This is a genomic window from Thalassospira lucentensis, assembly GCF_011806425.1.
Lineage (GTDB): Bacteria > Pseudomonadota > Alphaproteobacteria > Rhodospirillales > Thalassospiraceae > Thalassospira > Thalassospira lucentensis_B.
In genome coordinates this window covers 214,366-230,994 of record NZ_JAATOV010000003.1, presented here as the reverse complement: position 1 = coordinate 230,994, position 16,629 = coordinate 214,366, and the positions used below count along the sequence as shown (strand labels likewise).

Below are 16,629 nucleotides of genomic sequence, written 5' to 3'. Positions count from 1 at the left end.
AGCCCTTATTTCTTTTTTCGTATCAGACGCGACAAGGCCACCGTCTGTTTATGGTATTCCATAACCGGGACGGCAGGGCTTCCGCCCACGGTCTCGCCCGGTCCAATGCTTTTCATGACACCCGATTGCGCGGCAACCTTGGCCCCATCACCAATCTCAAGATGCCCGGTAACACCGACCTGCCCGGCCAAAACAACAAAGTTGCCAAGTTTGGTCGATCCGGAAATCCCGACTTGGGAGACAATAACACATCCCATGCCAAGTTCGACGTTATGGCCGATTTGCACCAGATTGTCGATACGACAGCCATTGCCAATGATGGTATCTGGCCCTGCCCCACGATCAATTGTCGCGTTTGAGCCGACTTCGACGTCATTGCCGATGACAACGCGACCAAGCTGGGGCACCTTGACGTGTCCCTGCGGGCCCATGGCAAAGCCAAAACCGTCCTGACCGATGCGCGCACCGGGGTAAATCAGGCACAGATTACCAATCAGGCTGTGGCTGATGGTCGCCCCTGCCCCGACTTTGCTGCCGGCACCAATGACGACGCCATCGCCGATCACCGCATTAGGCGCAATGATCGTCCCGTCGCCAATTTCACAATTGGCGCCGATGACAGCACAGGCATCAACCTGAACACCTGTGCCAAGCTTCGCGGTCGGATCAATCACGGCCCGGTCAGAAATGACACCATTTCCGGTTTCAAACGGATAATAGGCCGTTGCTGCCTTGGCATAGGCGCGGTACGGATCATCGGTCGTAAACAGGACCATGTCCTTCGGCGCGCGATCAGCAAATTCCGGACGCACGAAGCATGCGCCAGCTTTGCTTTCGACAAAGGCATCAATGTATTTGCGATTGTCAAAAAAGCTCAGGATCGTGGCATCTGCGATTTGCAGAGGCGCCACGTCCTCAAAACGGCGGTCCGCGTCCGGTGCATTGACCGGGGTCGCGCCCGTAAGTTCAGCGATCTGTTGAACGCTGAACGGACCTTTGCGATTAAAAAAACGCGGATCAGCCATTAAGAGCCTTCCTTGAACTGAACCTTAAGCGTTGGCAGTTCAGCGTTAATCCGCTCAAGGACCTGCGGGCTAGCATTCATGCCCTTGGCATGAAGGATGACCTGACTTTTACGCAGAACCAAAGTTGCCTGACGCTTTTCAGCAAGATCAGCAACAATGCCGATCAGCTTTTTTTGGAACTCGCCACTGGCGACAGCGCGGGCTTCATCGAGCACACGGTTGCGACCCTGTGCGAATTTCTGGAAAGCTGCGACCTTCTGTTGGAAGGCTTTTTGCTTTTCCTGAAAAACGTCGGCAGCCAAGAGGCTACGCTGCTGCGCCAATTGCTTGTCTTCTTCGCGCAAGGCCTGCTGCCGGGTTTCAATTTCCTGCTGGTAGGCCTGCTGCCGGGCTTTGAGCTGCTTGTTCACATCGCGCATGGCGGATGCTTCGCGCAAGATGCCGTCGATATCGACGATCATGACGTTTGCAAGGGTCTCTTTTGCAAGCGGCTCTTGGGCCTGCGCATGGGTTGCCAAACCGGCGCCGGAAATCATTGCGACAGCAAATGCGACGTTACGGATAGATTTTGTAATGCTCATTTAGAATCTGGTCCCGAAGTTAAGACGGAACACTTCCTCTTTGTCGTAGCTTTCTTTCAAAACAGCCTGCGAGAGATCGACACCGATGGGGCCAAATGGCGATTCCCAACCGACACCAACACCGACAGACGCGCGAAGTGACCCCTCATCATAGATTTCGCCAGCACGTGCACCGTCTACGCCCTCAGAAGAACCGAAGTCACTAAAGATACGGCCCTTAAGGGCAAATTCAGACGGCAGGCCAAGCGGGAAGTCCATCTGTACAGACCCCGTGTAGTAACTTTTGCCCCCAAGCGCATCATCCGATGCGATATCACGCGGCCCGACACCCGCCGATGCGAAACCACGCAGGTTTGCACCGCCAACAAAGAAGCGTTGGGAAATACGAGTATCGTCGCCAATACCAACAATGTAACCGGCAGCAGCACGTGCTGAGAGAACCCATTCATGCTCACGATCGATCGGATAGTAATACCCGCCATCAATCCGTGTGCGCAGATAGGTTTCATCCCCCCCGAGACCGGCAAAATCGTTAGACAGACGACCGAAATAACCCTCGGTCGGTGAGAAGCTGCTATCACGTTTGTCGTAGGTCAGCGTGTGACCAATTGAAGATTCAATGAACTCATTGCTTTCTTCTTTCAACAAACGCGACGCATCTTTTGAAATGTTAGAATATTTATTCTGCTCAATCCCGTAGCGAAGCGAATGCGACAGGGCTTCTGAATATCTAAATCCTGCGCGCAGGCGCCCACCTGTCTGCTCTTCGTCATAGGAGCTTTCGTCCTGATTGTCCTGCTCTCGACGATAGACATCGAAGCCAGCAGCAATTTCTCGATCCATGAAGTATGGTTCGGTGAAAGACAGATCAACCTGCTGATCCGACGAACCGAGCGTGAAGTTAAGACGCAAATCCTGACCTTTACCCAGCAGGTTACGTTCACGCACACCAATCTGACCAAAGGCGCCGTTATCCGTGCCATACCCAGCACCGATCGAAAACTCACCGGTGGATTTTTCTTCGACATCAACTTCAAGAACGGTCTGATCCGGTGTTGAGCCCGGCAACGTCTTCACATCAACCTTTTTAAAGAAGTTCAGGTTTTCAATACGTTGCTTCGAACGCTTCATCTTAGAGCTGCTAAACGCATCACCCTCGACCAGGCGGAATTCACGGCGGATAACTTCATCAAGGGTCCGTACGTTGCCAACCACATTGATCCGTTCGACGTAAACCTTTGGACCTTCGGCGATGGTAAAGGTCACGTCAATCGTACCGTCTTCGCGGTTACGCTGAACGTTCGGGCGAATATCGATAAAGGCATAGCCCTGATCACCGACTTTTTCGGTCAAGGCCTGAACGGAATCATCGACAAGCTCAGCGTTATACCATTCGCCCGATTTGATATCGACCAGTGGGAGAAGCGTTTCGCCGTCAATCTTGTCGATCTGGGATTCAACCTTGATGTTACCGAACTTATAGCGCTGACCTTCACTCACCGTATATGTGATGAAGAAATCAGAGCGGTCCGGTGTCAATTCTGCAACCGACGACAGCACCTGGAAATCAGCATAACCGGCAGAAAGATAGAAACGACGCAGCAATTCTCGGTCAAAAGTGACGCGATCAGGATCGTAGTTGTCATCTGCGGTCAGGATTTTCCACCACGCACTTTCGGTCGTGCGGATGACTTCGGACAGTTCACCATCATCGAACGCTTTATTGCCGATGAAATTGACTTTACGAATGCCGGTGGCGTCGCCTTCCTTAATCTCAAAGACAAGATCGACACGGTTTTGTTCAAGCTGGATGACTTTTGGATCCACCGTCGCGGCGAAACGGCCATTACGGCGATACAGTTCCAGGATACGCTGAACGTCCGACTGCACCTTGGTGCGGGTATAGACAACGCGTGGACGCAGCTGCAGCTCGGTGCTGAGCGTATCGTCTTTCAGACGCTGGTTACCTTCAAAGGCAATGCGGTTAATGATCGGGTTTTCAACAACGTTAACCAGAAGCACGCCCTGATTAAATGAAATCGACACATCTGCAAAAAGGCCTGTCGAAAACAGCGCTTTGAGAGATTCATTGATTTTCTGCGCATCATACGGGTCGCCCGGGGCAACAGTCAGATAGGCATCAACCGTCGCACTTTCGATACGATTATTGCCATCCACCTTGATGTCACGGATCACGCCCGAGCTTTGAGCGTGGGCCACCGTCGAAACAATCATTGGCGACATCGCGCCAAGCAGAGCCGTACAAATTCCGGCCGCTTTTACCGTACGCAGCAAGTTAAAACCCCTTTTGCCGTCAATCATCAGCCAGCAAGTCCTTTGAGGAAACTAAAGACGCCCAATTGCGTCAGATCGTTCCAGGTTGCAAAGATTATTAAGCTGAATACCAAACCCGCACCGATACGGAAACCATATTCTTGTGCTTTTGCGCCCAATGGCTTACCGCGAATTGCCTCAATCGCGTAAAACACCAAATGCCCCCCATCCAAGACCGGAACAGGCATCAAGTTAATCAACCCGAGGCTGATAGACAAATATCCCATAAAGAACAGCAGCGGTCCAAAGCCGCCTTCGGCGACTTCACCCGACATCTGCGCGATCCGGATCGGACCACCAAGCTCGGAACTGTCACGATCCCCACTGATCATTTCGCCAATGGCCGAAAATGTCTGGGTGGTTAACATATAAACCGAATTAAACGCGCGCCCAACAGCATCAACAACACCGTCGCGGCTGGTTTCAAACGCCCCCGCAGTCACACCAAGACGGCCAAATGCCTGCGATGCGTCACCGCCTTCTGGCGTGACGGCCTCTGGCGTGACGGTCAGATCAAGCGGCTGATCGTTGCGCACAACGGACAGCTGCAACTGTTCAGACGGATGTGCGCGCACGATTTCGGAAAGATCGGAGAACCATTCAACCTGATCGCCATCAATTGCAGTAATGCGGTCATCGGTCTGAAGCCCGGCCACAGCCGCCGGACTGTTTTCCATGACCTCGCCCACGACCGGCAATGCGCGTTGTTGACCAACCGCGGCAAACAGGAACGTAAAGACGATAATGGCAAACAGGAAATTGGCAAACGGGCCGGCAAAAACAATCGCCGCACGTGCCGCGACACTTTTGTGATGAAAGGCGAATTGCTTTTCGTCTTCGGCCAAGTCATCACGCTGGCCAGCACTGGCTGGGTTCATGTCGCCAAACATCTTAACGTAGCCGCCCAGTGGCAGCAGGCTTACTTTCCAGCGCGTTCCTTTTTTGTCGTACCAGCCAAACAGTTCTGGTCCAAAACCGATTGAAAAGGCTTCGACTTTCACGCCGTTTTTAATCGCAACCCAATAGTGCCCATATTCGTGAACGAACACGAGAACCGAGAGTACGAAAAGAAAAGAAAGCAAGGTTTCCATTAAGACGTCCCTTATCCGGCAAAACCGGTGTTATTTAGTTAAACAGCCGCGATCCGTGCAGCTGTTTCGCGTCGGACCATGGCATCTGTTGCAAATACCTGATCCAGATCGACAAGATTTTCGTTGCCGATTTTCGTCATCATTTCTTCGACAATCTCGGCAATCGCAAGAAAACCGATTTTATCATTCAGAAACGCTTCGACGGCGATTTCATTTGCCGCATTCAAGACTGTAGGCAGTGTCCCGCCCGCCTGCAAGGCTTCTCGTGCGAGACGCAGTGCTGGGAAGCGAGCACAGTCTGGTGCCTCGAAGTTCAAACCTCCGATCGTGGCAAAATCAAGACGCGGTGCGTCGACTTTGATCCGCTCGGGCCAAGACAGGGCATAGGCAATCGGGGTGCGCATGTCGGGCGAGCCCAATTGCGCCAGAATCGAGCCATCGGCATATTCGACCATGCTGTGCACCACCGACTGCGGATGCACCACGATTTCGATGCGTTCTTCGGGAACCGGGAAAAGATGCCGGGCTTCGATGAGTTCGAGGCCCTTATTCATCATGGTTGCCGAATCAATCGAGATTTTAGCCCCCATTTCCCAGTTGGGATGGGCAAGTGCCTGCGCACGCGTAACCGATTTCATATCGTCCAATGACCATTGACGAAACGGCCCGCCGGAGGCAGTCAGCAAAATACGTTCGATCTGGTCTTCGGCCCGGTCTTCGAGCACCTGAAAAATCGCACTATGTTCAGAATCGACCGGAATAAGGGTGGCGCCATGCTGGGTAACCTCGCGCGCCATCAAGCTGCCCGCGCAAACAAGGGTTTCCTTATTGGCAAGCCCCACCCGCGCACCACGGCGAATGGCCGCAAGTGTTGGTTTCAGGCCAGCTGCGCCGACGATTGCTGCGATGATGATGTCCGACGGGCGCGAAGCCGCCTCGATCAGCGCGTCTTCGCCTGCGGATACTTCAATTTCGGTCCCCGACAGCGCATCGCGCATCTGTGCGAAATAGGCAGGATCCCCGATGACAGCGCATTTCGCGCCAAGGTCCATGGCCGTTTTGGCAAGAGCATCAACATTGCGATGCGCCGTTACCGCGTCCACACTGTATTTATCAGCATGCGTTTTTAGAATATCGACAGTACTTTTGCCGACGGATCCCGTAACGCCAAAAACACTGACGGATTTCTTCAAAGTCATCAAACACCTGTCAGAAAAGAACCAGCTTCATATCTGGTTCTAGCGCAATGAGAGCCCAGCGAAATAAATAATCGCAAATGCGACCGGGAACACCGACAGCATGCCATCGGCACGGTCAAGCAATCCGCCATGTCCGGGGATAAGGTGGCTGCTGTCTTTGACTTTGGCATAGCGTTTAAGCGCAGATTCACCAAGGTCGCCAATCTGAGCCACTACAGCAAGAACCATGCTCAGGACCACGATCACCCAATTAATGGCATCGGTGCTATGATAGGTCACCACACCGCCAACAATCCCGGCACAAACCATACCACCAAGCAATCCGGCCCAAGTTTTGTTCGGGCTATACCGTGGTGCGAGTTTCGGGCCACCAATCAAGCGTCCAAACGTGTAGCCGCCGGTATCTGTCGCCCATACCAGGAAGAACAACCACATGATCGTCAAAAGACCATTAGGTTCCTGATGGCGTAGCCAAATCGCCGATAACCCGGCAAGAGAGATGTAAAGAACGCCAAACCCGGCCAGAAGCCAGTTTTTACCGCCACGCGCCATTGCAATGATCACACCGATGGCAACAGGCATGAACATCAGTTCGCCCTGCCCGGTTACTTGCATCAAGATGGCCACACCAATGGCAACACCCGAAACAATTGAAACACCAATATAGTGATTGGGAATGCACATCCGCGCCCATTCCCACATCATTCCCGCAGAGAACACAAATAGAAGGATATCGAAATAAGGCGCGCCAAACCAAACGGCGGCGATGGCGACGGGTGTCATCACCAACGCAGATAAAATGCGTGGTTTTAGCCCGGAATTCGTATCTTTTTGACGTTCAGCCTCAGATGACTGCACCAAAACGTCGCTCCCGTCCGGCAAAGTTTTCAATGGCTTTTTCCAGATGGCTACGATCAAAATCAGGCCACAGAACATCTTCAAACACGAATTCTGTATAGGCCGACTGCCAAAGCAGGAAATTGCTTATCCGCTGTTCCCCACTGGTTCTGATCAAAAGATCAGGATCCGGCAGGCCCGCGGTCGATAAATTATTTTCGATCAAATCTTCAGTCACGGCATCGGCTGTGATCTGCCCAGATGCCACTTGGCGCGCGATTTCACGGACGGCCTCGGTAATTTCGGCCCGCGCCCCGTAACTCAATGCAATCGTTAGATTAAGACGCGTATTGTTACGGGTTTTTTGTTCGGCCCCGTCCAATAGATCGCGAATGTCATCGGCAAAACGTGACCGATCGCCAATAATGCGGATTTTGACATTATTGCGATGCAAAGTCGCAAGCTCTCGCTTTAGGAAAAAGCGCAAAAGCCCCATCAGGTCGGTGACTTCGCTTTCGGGGCGTTTCCAGTTTTCCGTCGAGAAACCATAAAGCGTCAGGTATTCGATACCAAGATCGCCGGCTGCCTCGACCGTACGCCGGACGGCTTCGATACCGGCACGATGACCCATCGTACGTGGCTTGCCACGCCCGCGCGCCCAGCGTCCGTTGCCATCCATAATGATGGCAACATGACGCGGCACACAGGCCTGTTCGTTTGGTTGAGCTTGCGAAGACAGAACAGCCATAATCAGACTTGCATGATTTCCTGTTCTTTATGAGACAGCGCCTCATCGATCTCGCCGATGACCTTGTCGGTCAGCTTCTGGATCTCTTTTTCCTCATCATGCATCTCGTCCTTCGAGATTTCGCTGTCTTTTTCCCATTTTTTCAGTTGATCCATACCGTCGCGGCGGACGTTACGGACTGAAACTTTGGCTTGCTCGGCATATTTGCCAGCAACTTTAGACAGCTCTGCACGGCGTTCTTCGTTCAGGGCTGGAATCGGAACGCGAACCAAGGTTCCGTCAGCAGCCGGATTGAGGCCAAGGCCAGAATCGCGGATCGCTTTTTCAACGGATTTGACCATGCTTTTGTCCCAGACCTGAACCGAAAGCATCCGGGATTCAGGAACACTGACAGAAGCCACCTGATTAAGCGGGGTCGGAACACCATAGGCTTCGACCATAACCGGCTCAAGAAGGCTGACACTCGCACGTCCGGTACGCAGACCGGTAAATTCTTTGTGCAGTACTTCTACAGCCCCTTCCATACGGCGGGACAGGTCCTTTTTTAGGCCAGCAACGTCAGACACGTTCAGTCTCCATTCGAAATAATCGTAAACGTCCCCTTTGCAGAGACAACATCTGCAAAGGCACCCGGATTATGCAAAGAAAATACGATAACCGGAATATCATTTTCGCGTGCCAAAGAAATAGCCGATGCATCCATCACACGCAAATCTTTGGACAAAACTTCCATATAAGTCAGGGAATCGTAACGTTCTGCCGTCGGGTCGGTTTTCGGATCAGCGGTATAAACGCCGTCCACCTGTGTCCCTTTAAGCAACGCATCACAATCCATTTCAACCGCGCGCAACGCAGCAGCCGTATCGGTCGTAAAGAACGGGTTGCCCGTTCCAGCAGCGAAGATAACAACGCGGCCTTTTTCCATGTGCCGAACAGCACGACGGCGAATGTAAGGTTCGCAAACAGAAGACATTGGAATGGCGGACTGCACACGGGTTTGAACCCCGTGACGCTCAAGCGCGCTTTGAACCGCGAGCGCATTCATAATGGTCGCCAACATGCCCATATAGTCGGCTGTGGCGCGTTCCATGCCCTGAGAGGCACCTTTGACGCCGCGGAAGATATTCCCGCCGCCAATTACCATACAAACTTCGGCACCCATGTCATGAACGGTTTTGATTTCGCTGGCAATTCGGTCAACCGTTTCAGGATCGATCCCATATTGCTGTTTACCAAGAAGCCCCTCACCCGAAAGTTTCAATAGGACGCGGCGAAATTTTAATGGACCGTTTTCTGCCATGCTGACTGCCTCTTAATGCCGATGTCGCACATCACCCAAGGACGGGAAATGCAAAATTCAGATATAAAAAGACCGGCGAGTAACAGGGCGGATTTGCGCTGCCGACCTCGCCGGTCTGGATCATACACGAAATGATGCAAAACGCACCATTTCGAACAGATGTTTTATTTGTTCAGCTGCTCAGCAACTTCGGCCGCGAAATCTTTCTCTTCTTTCTCGATGCCTTCACCGAGTTCGAAGCGAACAAAGCCTTTAAGGGTAATCGGTTTACCAGCTTCTTTAGCGGCATTCTCAATTACGGTTTTAACTTTGTTTTCGCCGTCAATTACGAAGGTTTGCTCAACCAGAACAACCTGCTCGTAATATTTACGGATACGACCTTCGATCATTTTCTCGATGATCTCAGCCGGACGACCCGATTCTTTGGCCTGGTCGGTCAGAACGGCTTTTTCACGCTCGACCAATTCCGGGTCCAAATCTTCGACGGTTGCTGATGCCGGGTTGGTTGCCGCAATGTGCATTGCGATCTGTTTACCAAGACCGTCGAGAACCGCAGCGTCTGCTTCGGATTCAAGAGCAACGAGAACGCCGATTTTACCAAGATCGGTTGCAACACCCGAGTGGATGTAAGAAGCAACTGCACCTTTTTCGACCGACAGACCAGCCGAACGACGCAGGGACATGTTTTCGCCGATGGTGGCGATCATGTGGGTGACCTGCTCTTCAACGTTACGCGACGAGCCTGGGAACGGTGCCGATTTCAGTGCTTCGATATCGCCATCAACCGAAACGGCCTGAACAGCAACTTCTTTAACGAACTTCTGGAATTCTTCGTTACGCGAAACGAAGTCAGTTTCAGCGTTCAGCTCGACAACGGCACCTTTGGTACCGTCAACAGCAACAGCAACCAGACCTTCGGCAGCAACACGGCCAGCTTTTTTGGCAGCATTTGCAAGACCTTTGGTGCGCAGCCAATCAACAGCTGCGTCAACATTGCCATCAGTTTCGGAAAGCGCTTTTTTGCAATCCATCATGCCAGCGCCGGTAGTTTCGCGAAGCTCTTTTACGAGAGCAGCGGTAATAGCCATTTCTAAAGCCCCTATTACGCAATCAAGTTAACACCTAAAGAAACGGCGGCATATTAGCCGCCGTTTCCCCGGGTAAAAAATGAAAGTTATGCGGAAGCTGCTTCTGCAGCTGCATCTTTCGTCGCGGCGGCTTCAGCAGGAACTTCTTCCGCTTCGCCAAGATCCGCGCCAGAAGCGGTCATTTCTTCCTGGATGCCGTCAAGAACGGAACCAACGAACAGATCGCAATACAGCTGGATCGCACGGATTGCATCGTCGTTGCCCGGAACCGGGAACTGAATGTTCGCCGGATCAGAGTTGGAATCGAGGATTGCAACAACCGGGATGTTCAGGTTTTTGGCATCCTGAATAGCAAGTGATTCTTTGTTGGTGTCGACCACGACGATAATGTCTGGCAGACCACCCATATCCTTAATACCGCCGAGAGCGCGTTCAAGTTTGTCGCGCGAACGGGTCAGGTTCAGGATTTCTTTTTTGGTCAGACCTTCAGCGCCAGCGTTCAGGATTTCGTCCTGTTCTTTGAGGCGTTTGATCGAGTTGGAAACAGTGTTCCAGTTGGTCAGCATGCCGCCGAGCCAGCGATGGTTCACATAGTACTGGCCGCAACGTTTTGCAGCATCAGCAATGATCGGGGATGCCTGACGTTTGGTACCAACGAACAGAACACGACCACCTGAAGCGGTAACGTCACGAACGGCCTGCATCGCACGATGCAGCATCGGGACAGTTTCCTGCAGGTTCAGGATGTGAATGTCGTTACGTGCACCGAAGATGTACTGTTTCATCTTCGGGTTCCAACGGCGGGTGTGGTGACCAAAGTGGACACCAGCTTCCATGAGCTGGCGCATGGTAAAGGTTGGCAAAGCCATGATAATTCCTACCTTTTTCCGGTTAATACCTCCGCGAAAGGGAATTTCATGCCTCATGCATGAAACACCGGATGGACGAGTTGCCATATGACGGCAGTCGCCGCTCTTTCGCGTGCGATGTTCGAGCGGGTTTTAATCCCGTCCCGAGAAGAATGCAAGCCTAAAAAGCACCTTACCCAGCACCTTGAGGCCAACTGCACGCAGTGTAACGGAAATCTGGGTGTGCGGTCAAAAATCTTTGACAAAAGTAAAACGATCGTTTTACACTTGGTGGCATGAAAACGAAAACCAAACTCCTTACATCGGCGGAACGGCTATTTGATCAGCAAGGTTTCATGGCAACCAGCATGGACCAGTTGACCGAAGCGGCCCAAATGTCGAGCCGCACACTGTACAAACATACCGGCGGCAAAACAGAACTTGTCAAAACGGTTCTGGTTGCCCGCGATGAGCGCTTTATGCAGATCATTGACGTTCAAAGCATTGATGATCTGTTTGACGCCTTACACACGTGGACACGGACCGAAGGCGCGCGGGGATGCCTTTTCTTGCGCGCCTATGGTGAAACTGGCGGGAAAACCGCAGAACTCACCGAGGTTATCCTAAGACACAAGTCGGCCTTTCAAGCGCAGATCACGAACATCATCTGTGGCGAAGTTGGTCCAGATCACCCGAACCTCTCCTTGCTCGCTGACCAAATCCTTGTACTGATCGAGGGGGCCACAGCTGCTGCGATCTATCGCGGTGCCGATGCCATCACTGCCGCACACCAAGCAGCAGTGATGCTTATTGCGCAGGCCAAAGCATGAACACTGCATTTAAAATCGGAGTAACTGGCTTTGGGCTGATTGCTGTTTGTTATGGCTTTGCACGGTTCGCGTTTGGATTATTCCTGCCTGAAATTGACCAACAATTGTCTTTAGGCCCGACCCTTTCGGGGTTTATTTCAGGTGGATCTTTCCTGGGGTATTGCATTGCGATTATTGGATCAGCCGCCCTGACCGAGCGTTTCGGACCACGACGTGTGGCGGTTGCCGCATCTTTGGTCGCAGCGATTGGCATGATTGGGATCGCGACCGCCCCGAATGCAATTTGGCTGGCCTGTGCCGTTTTGATTGCCGGATCAAGTACCGGCCTTGCATCGCCCCCGATGGCCGCCGCCGTCGTCGCCGCTGTGCAAGCCGATAAGCAGAACCAAACAAATGCAACGATCAATGCCGGAACCAGCGTGGGCGTTGCGCTATCTGGGCCTATAGCACTTTTGATCGCCGGGGAATGGCGCATGGCTTTTGGCGGCTTTGCCTTGGTCGCTGTTATTATGGCGATCATAAGCGCCATCAATCTTCCATCGTCATCCAAAATGGCTGCGCACCAGCACCGTTTGCCAAAGCTTGATGGCAATGTATTGCGGCTGATTATTGCAGCGTTTCTGATGGGGGCAGCCAGCACCGCAGTTTGGTCGTTTGGTGGAAAGCTTGCGACGCTTCGCCTTGGTTGGGACAGCAGTGATGTCGGTATTTTGTGGATTGCCATTGGATCGGCGGGTATCGCTGGTGCGTATGCGGGCAATCTTGTCGCACGCTTTGGCATGACCATTACGCACTGGCTGTTTTTAGGGTTGATGGCGATCGGCATGCTTGCCATTGGGTTTGAAGGCGCGAATACCGTGACAACATTCATTGGCGGCGCACTGTTTGGGGGATCCTATGTCATCTTGACCGGTGTGTATCTTATCTGGGGTGTCAACGCCCTGCCCCGACGCCCGGCGACGGGTTTAATGATCGGATTTTTGATGATCGCAGTTGGGCAAACCGCCGGTGCGCCGTTATTCGGCATACTGCTTAACACTCTTGGTGCTGAATATGCGGCATTGGCCTTTGCCATTCTAAGCCTTTTGGCCGGGCTGGCCCGCAGCGGGCAAAAAGCGACCTTTGCCTGAGCGAGATATAAAAAGCCCGGCCCCTAATCAAAGGTGCCGGGCTTGGATTTCCGTAAGATTTTGCCGCGTCTTTAGATTTCTTCGGCAAATTCAACGCCGGGAATGGCCCCGATGGCCCCAATAAGAGAAGGGCCAACTTTGTAGTTATCTTCAAGTTCGATCTCGGCCATGCGGCCATCACCACACATCGATGACAAGGTGACAAGCCCCCGGCCCTTGCCCGCCGATTCAAGCAGTTCGCGGATTTCCGGAACCGGATCAGGGCGGTTTAAGCGAATACGAATGCCTTCAGCAGCCCCCGATACGGCGTGTTCCAGATCTTCGACACGCTGTCCTTGGATGCGAAGCTGTCCTTCACGCATTTCAGCAGCAACGATCAAAAGCACAGGCCGCCCTGCGGTGATGATTTCCTTATAGGCCGCCCAGGCCTCAGCCCAAAAGGCGACTTCGAAGCTGCCGGTTGGATCGGAAAACATCACAAAGGCAAATTTCGAGCCGTTCTTTTTTGAAATCATTTCGCGGGCATTGATCAAGGTGCCCGCCAACTTAATCGCGCCTTTGTTTTGCGCACGCATACGCGCAGGCAGTTCCTTAATCGGGGCAATGCCGATGCGCTGGATGCTTTTGCCAAATGTATCAAGCGGATGGGCCGACAAATAGAACCCGATGGCCGAGAATTCCTCGGTCAGTTTTTCCATGGGCACCCAGTCGCGCTCGTCCGGCAATTTGATCGCATCCTTGGCAAAGCCGGTTTCATCACCAAACATCGAAATTTGATCGTCATTTCGTGCCTGCATTTCGCGCTGGGCAACGGCGATGACTTTATCGACATTTTCGAACATGACTTTGCGGTTGGTCGTCAGGCAATCAAGGGCGCCTGCCCGTACAAGGTTTTCAAGCAGGCGTTTATTGACCGCACGGCTGTCGATGCGCGATGCAAAATCAGTAAGGTCCTTGAACGGACCGTTTGCTTCGCGTTCGGCCACCAGGCTTTCCATGGCGGCATCACCAACATTTCGGATCGCGGCCAATGCATAACGGATTTTCCCGCCGCTTTCGTGGTTTTCGACCGAGAAGGCAACTTGCGAATTGTTAATGCATGGCGGCAGAATTTCGATTTCAAGCCGTTCGACTTCTTGTTTAAACACCGCAAGTTTTTCGGTGTTGTGCATATCAAGCGTCATCAACGCGGCCATGAATTCGACCGGGTAGTTGGCTTTTAGAAACGCGGTTTGATAGGCCACTAGTGCGTAGGCCGCAGCGTGCGATTTGTTAAAGCCGTAGGACGCGAACTTGGCAACCTGATCAAAGATGTCAGATGCATGTTCACGACCAACACCATTCTTTTCCGCGCCATCAACAAACAGCGAGCGCTGCTTTTCCATTTCCTCGGCGATTTTTTTACCCATCGCACGGCGCAACAAATCTGCGCCGCCGAGCGAGTAACCCGCCATGATCTGGGCCAGCTCCATGACCTGTTCCTGATAGATCATGATGCCATAGGTTTCTTCGAGGATCGGCTGCAACATCGGGTGCATGTAATCTGGTTCTTCCAGACCGTGCTTACGCGCGATGTAATATGGGATATTATCCATCGGCCCCGGACGATACAGGGCCACCACAGCGATAATATCTTCAAGCGTATCGGGCTTTAGGCCGCGCAAAACGTCCTGCATGCCTTGGGACTCAAGCTGGAACACGCCGACAGTTTCGGCGGCAGACAACAGCTTAAACGCCGGGCGATCATCAAGATAAATCGCACTAATATCAAAGTCTTGCGGCACGTCTTTACGTTGACGCATCAAGTTAACGGCTTCGATAATCACCGTGAGGGTCTTAAGACCCAAGAAGTCAAACTTCACCAGCCCGGCATTTTCAACATACTTCATGTTAAATTGCGTCACAGGCATGTCCGAGCGCGGATCACGATAGAGCGGAACGAGCTCATCCAAGTCACGGTCACCGATCACAACGCCCGCCGCGTGGGTCGATGAGTTACGGTACAGCCCTTCGATCTGCATGGCGATGGACAGCAGGCGATCAATATCGGGATCTTCGCGCGCAATTCGACGCAGATCCGGTTCCATATCGATCGCTTCTTTCAGCGGGATCGGTTTGGCCGGATCACCCGGGATCATTTTACAAATTTTATCGACATAGCCGTACGGGATGCTCAGCACACGCCCGACGTCACGCACGGCGGCCTTGGCTTGTAGCTTACCAAAGGTAATGATCTGTGCAACGCGGTCGTGACCGTATTTTTTCTGCACATATTCGATGACTTCGCCGCGCCGATCCTGACAGAAATCGACGTCAAAGTCAGGCATGGAGACACGTTCCGGGTTCAAGAAACGTTCGAACAGCAACGAGAAACGCAGTGGATCAAGGTCGGTAATCAACAACGCATAAGCCACAAGCGACCCCGCCCCCGAACCACGGCCCGGCCCGACGGGAATTTCGTGATCCTTTGCCCACTGAATAAAGTCCGCAACGATCAGGAAGTAGCCCGGAAAGCCCATCTGATTGATGATGCCAAGTTCGTAATCAAGGCGCTTCCAATAAGGTTGGGCGACTTCTTCCTTTTCGGCGTCGGTCATACCTTCGGTAAAGACGTATTTTTCCAAACGGCCTTTAAGGCCCTCTTCGGACATGTGACGCAGTTCGTCGACCTCGGTACGGCCTTCGCCGCAATCAAACGGCGGCAAGATCGGATCGATTTTTTCTACGTGCCATGAACAACGTTTGGCAATCGCGACGGTATTGTCACACGCCTCTGGAATATCGGCGAACAGACCACGCATTTCAGAAGCAGTTTTAAACCGATGATCACGCGTCAGGCGCCAGCGTTCTTCCTGGCCGACAACCGCCCCCTGCCCGATACAGATAAACACGTCATGGGCTTCATACATTTTCCCCGACGGGAAATAGCAGTTATTGGTCGCAACCAACGGCACGTTATGATCATAAGCCAGCTTGATCAGGCCGGGTTCAACCTGCTCTTCAAGCGGTTCGCCGTGTCTTTGCAGCTCGATATAAAGACGATCGCCAAAGATGCCCTTTAACTTATCAAGGCAGGCTTCGGCCTTATCGACTTGCTCATCGGCCAACAAACGCGCAAGCGGCCCGGTCGGACCACCGGTAAGGCAAATGACGTGCTCGGAATATTTTTCGATATGTTCGAACAGCGCCTTGGGCTCGCTGCCGGCTTCTGATGTCATGTGCGCGCGAGAGATAATTTTCAGAAGATTGAAATACCCTTCTTTGTTCTGCGCAATCAGAACAAGACGATCGGGCATCGGTTCGCGCATGACTTTGCCAATGGCGGGTTTGTCGCCGAAGCGCTCAAAGCCCATTTGCACGCCAAGGATCGGCTGAATGCCCGAACCACTCATGGTTCCGGCAAAATCAAGCGCGCCAAACATATTGTCCGTATCGGTCATCGCAACGGCGGGTTGGCCGTCAGCTGCACACAGTTTTGCAAGCTCCTTCGTCGTGATGGCACCTTCGGCAAGCGAATAGTTGGTGTGAACACGAAGATGGACGAAACCGTTTTCCATCGAATTTAACCCCGGGAAAGAAGACAAAAAATTGGCAACGCGCCGTTTCGCGACATGGCGA

14 protein-coding genes are annotated in these 16,629 nt (G+C 52.6%); 2 read left to right on the top strand and 12 right to left on the bottom strand.

The annotated features are described in order from the left end of the window. Positions 1-5 precede the first annotated feature (5 nt). The 11 genes from lpxD to rpsB all read right to left on the bottom strand — a co-directional run bounded on the left by lpxD (position 6) and on the right by rpsB (position 11,072). Entirely contained in the window at positions 6-1,025 is a 1,020-nt protein-coding gene (lpxD, locus tag HCZ99_RS11025; RefSeq protein WP_167447023.1) for a UDP-3-O-(3-hydroxymyristoyl)glucosamine N-acyltransferase, read from the bottom strand. Then, entirely contained in the window at positions 1,025-1,606 is a 582-nt protein-coding gene (locus tag HCZ99_RS11020; RefSeq protein WP_167447022.1) for an OmpH family outer membrane protein, read from the bottom strand. The genes lpxD and HCZ99_RS11020 overlap by 1 nt, the downstream gene beginning before the upstream one ends. After that, on the bottom strand, positions 1,607-3,901 hold the full coding sequence (bamA, locus tag HCZ99_RS11015) for an outer membrane protein assembly factor BamA (RefSeq protein WP_254869578.1): 2,295 nt from the start codon (positions 3,899-3,901) through the stop codon (positions 1,607-1,609). Positions 3,902-3,927: 26 nt separating this feature from the next. Beyond that, complete coding sequence (rseP, locus tag HCZ99_RS11010; protein WP_167447020.1) at positions 3,928-5,031, bottom strand: RIP metalloprotease RseP; 1,104 nt, start codon at positions 5,029-5,031, stop codon at positions 3,928-3,930. A 38-nt stretch (positions 5,032-5,069) separates the two neighbouring features. Then, a complete protein-coding gene (locus HCZ99_RS11005; RefSeq protein ID WP_167447019.1) occupies positions 5,070-6,230 on the bottom strand; it encodes a 1-deoxy-D-xylulose-5-phosphate reductoisomerase in 1,161 nt (386 codons plus the stop codon). 39 nt (positions 6,231-6,269) lie between these two features. After that, complete coding sequence (locus HCZ99_RS11000) at positions 6,270-7,121, bottom strand: phosphatidate cytidylyltransferase (RefSeq protein ID WP_254869577.1); 852 nt, start codon at positions 7,119-7,121, stop codon at positions 6,270-6,272. Then, positions 7,075-7,815 carry an isoprenyl transferase gene (locus HCZ99_RS10995; RefSeq protein WP_167447018.1) on the bottom strand — a complete coding sequence of 247 codons (741 nt, stop codon included), beginning with the start codon at positions 7,813-7,815 and terminating at the stop codon, positions 7,075-7,077. The genes HCZ99_RS11000 and HCZ99_RS10995 overlap by 47 nt, the downstream gene beginning before the upstream one ends. A gap of 2 nt (positions 7,816-7,817) precedes the next feature. After that, positions 7,818-8,381: a ribosome recycling factor gene (gene frr, locus HCZ99_RS10990; protein ID WP_167447017.1), complete on the bottom strand. Its 564-nt coding sequence runs from the start codon at positions 8,379-8,381 to the stop codon at positions 7,818-7,820. 2 nt (positions 8,382-8,383) lie between these two features. Then, a complete protein-coding gene (gene pyrH / locus HCZ99_RS10985; RefSeq protein ID WP_167447016.1) occupies positions 8,384-9,115 on the bottom strand; it encodes a UMP kinase in 732 nt (243 codons plus the stop codon). Positions 9,116-9,279: 164 nt separating this feature from the next. Next, the gene (gene tsf, locus HCZ99_RS10980; protein ID WP_167447015.1) at positions 9,280-10,203 is read right to left on the bottom strand and encodes a translation elongation factor Ts; all 924 of its coding nucleotides are present in this window, start codon (positions 10,201-10,203) and stop codon (positions 9,280-9,282) included. 86 nt (positions 10,204-10,289) lie between these two features. Further along, positions 10,290-11,072 carry a 30S ribosomal protein S2 gene (gene rpsB / locus HCZ99_RS10975; protein ID WP_167447014.1) on the bottom strand — a complete coding sequence of 261 codons (783 nt, stop codon included), beginning with the start codon at positions 11,070-11,072 and terminating at the stop codon, positions 10,290-10,292. 275 nt (positions 11,073-11,347) lie between these two features. Here rpsB and HCZ99_RS10970 point away from each other — a divergent pair, with 275 nt between their 5' ends. Next, the gene (locus HCZ99_RS10970; protein ID WP_167447013.1) at positions 11,348-11,881 is read left to right on the top strand and encodes a TetR/AcrR family transcriptional regulator; all 534 of its coding nucleotides are present in this window, start codon (positions 11,348-11,350) and stop codon (positions 11,879-11,881) included. Further along, on the top strand, positions 11,878-13,011 hold the full coding sequence (locus HCZ99_RS10965; RefSeq protein ID WP_167447012.1) for an MFS transporter: 1,134 nt from the start codon (positions 11,878-11,880) through the stop codon (positions 13,009-13,011). Before HCZ99_RS10970 ends, HCZ99_RS10965 begins: the two co-directional genes overlap by 4 nt. Before the next feature lie 71 nt (positions 13,012-13,082). Here HCZ99_RS10965 and dnaE read toward each other — a convergent pair whose 3' ends face one another. Next, on the bottom strand, positions 13,083-16,568 hold the full coding sequence (gene dnaE, locus HCZ99_RS10960) for a DNA polymerase III subunit alpha (protein ID WP_167447011.1): 3,486 nt from the start codon (positions 16,566-16,568) through the stop codon (positions 13,083-13,085). Positions 16,569-16,629: the final 61 nt, after the last annotated feature.

Excerpts from the sequence above, each read along its gene's own strand:
- dnaE (WP_167447011.1), bottom strand. The coding sequence starts at position 16,568 with ATGGAAAACGGTTTCGTCCATCTTCGTGTTCACACCAACTATTCGCTT.
- rseP (WP_167447020.1), bottom strand. The coding sequence starts at position 5,031 with ATGGAAACCTTGCTTTCTTTTCTTTTCGTACTCTCGGTTCTCGTGTTC.
- HCZ99_RS10970 (WP_167447013.1), top strand. The coding sequence starts at position 11,348 with ATGAAAACGAAAACCAAACTCCTTACATCGGCGGAACGGCTATTTGAT.
- rpsB (WP_167447014.1), bottom strand. The coding sequence starts at position 11,072 with ATGGCTTTGCCAACCTTTACCATGCGCCAGCTCATGGAAGCTGGTGTC.
- HCZ99_RS11020 (WP_167447022.1), bottom strand. The coding sequence starts at position 1,606 with ATGAGCATTACAAAATCTATCCGTAACGTCGCATTTGCTGTCGCAATG.
- tsf (WP_167447015.1), bottom strand. The coding sequence starts at position 10,203 with ATGGCTATTACCGCTGCTCTCGTAAAAGAGCTTCGCGAAACTACCGGC.
- HCZ99_RS10965 (WP_167447012.1), top strand. The coding sequence starts at position 11,878 with ATGAACACTGCATTTAAAATCGGAGTAACTGGCTTTGGGCTGATTGCT.
- HCZ99_RS10995 (WP_167447018.1), bottom strand. The coding sequence starts at position 7,815 with ATGGCTGTTCTGTCTTCGCAAGCTCAACCAAACGAACAGGCCTGTGTG.
- lpxD (WP_167447023.1), bottom strand. The coding sequence starts at position 1,025 with ATGGCTGATCCGCGTTTTTTTAATCGCAAAGGTCCGTTCAGCGTTCAA.
- HCZ99_RS11005 (WP_167447019.1), bottom strand. The coding sequence starts at position 6,230 with ATGACTTTGAAGAAATCCGTCAGTGTTTTTGGCGTTACGGGATCCGTC.
- pyrH (WP_167447016.1), bottom strand. The coding sequence starts at position 9,115 with ATGGCAGAAAACGGTCCATTAAAATTTCGCCGCGTCCTATTGAAACTT.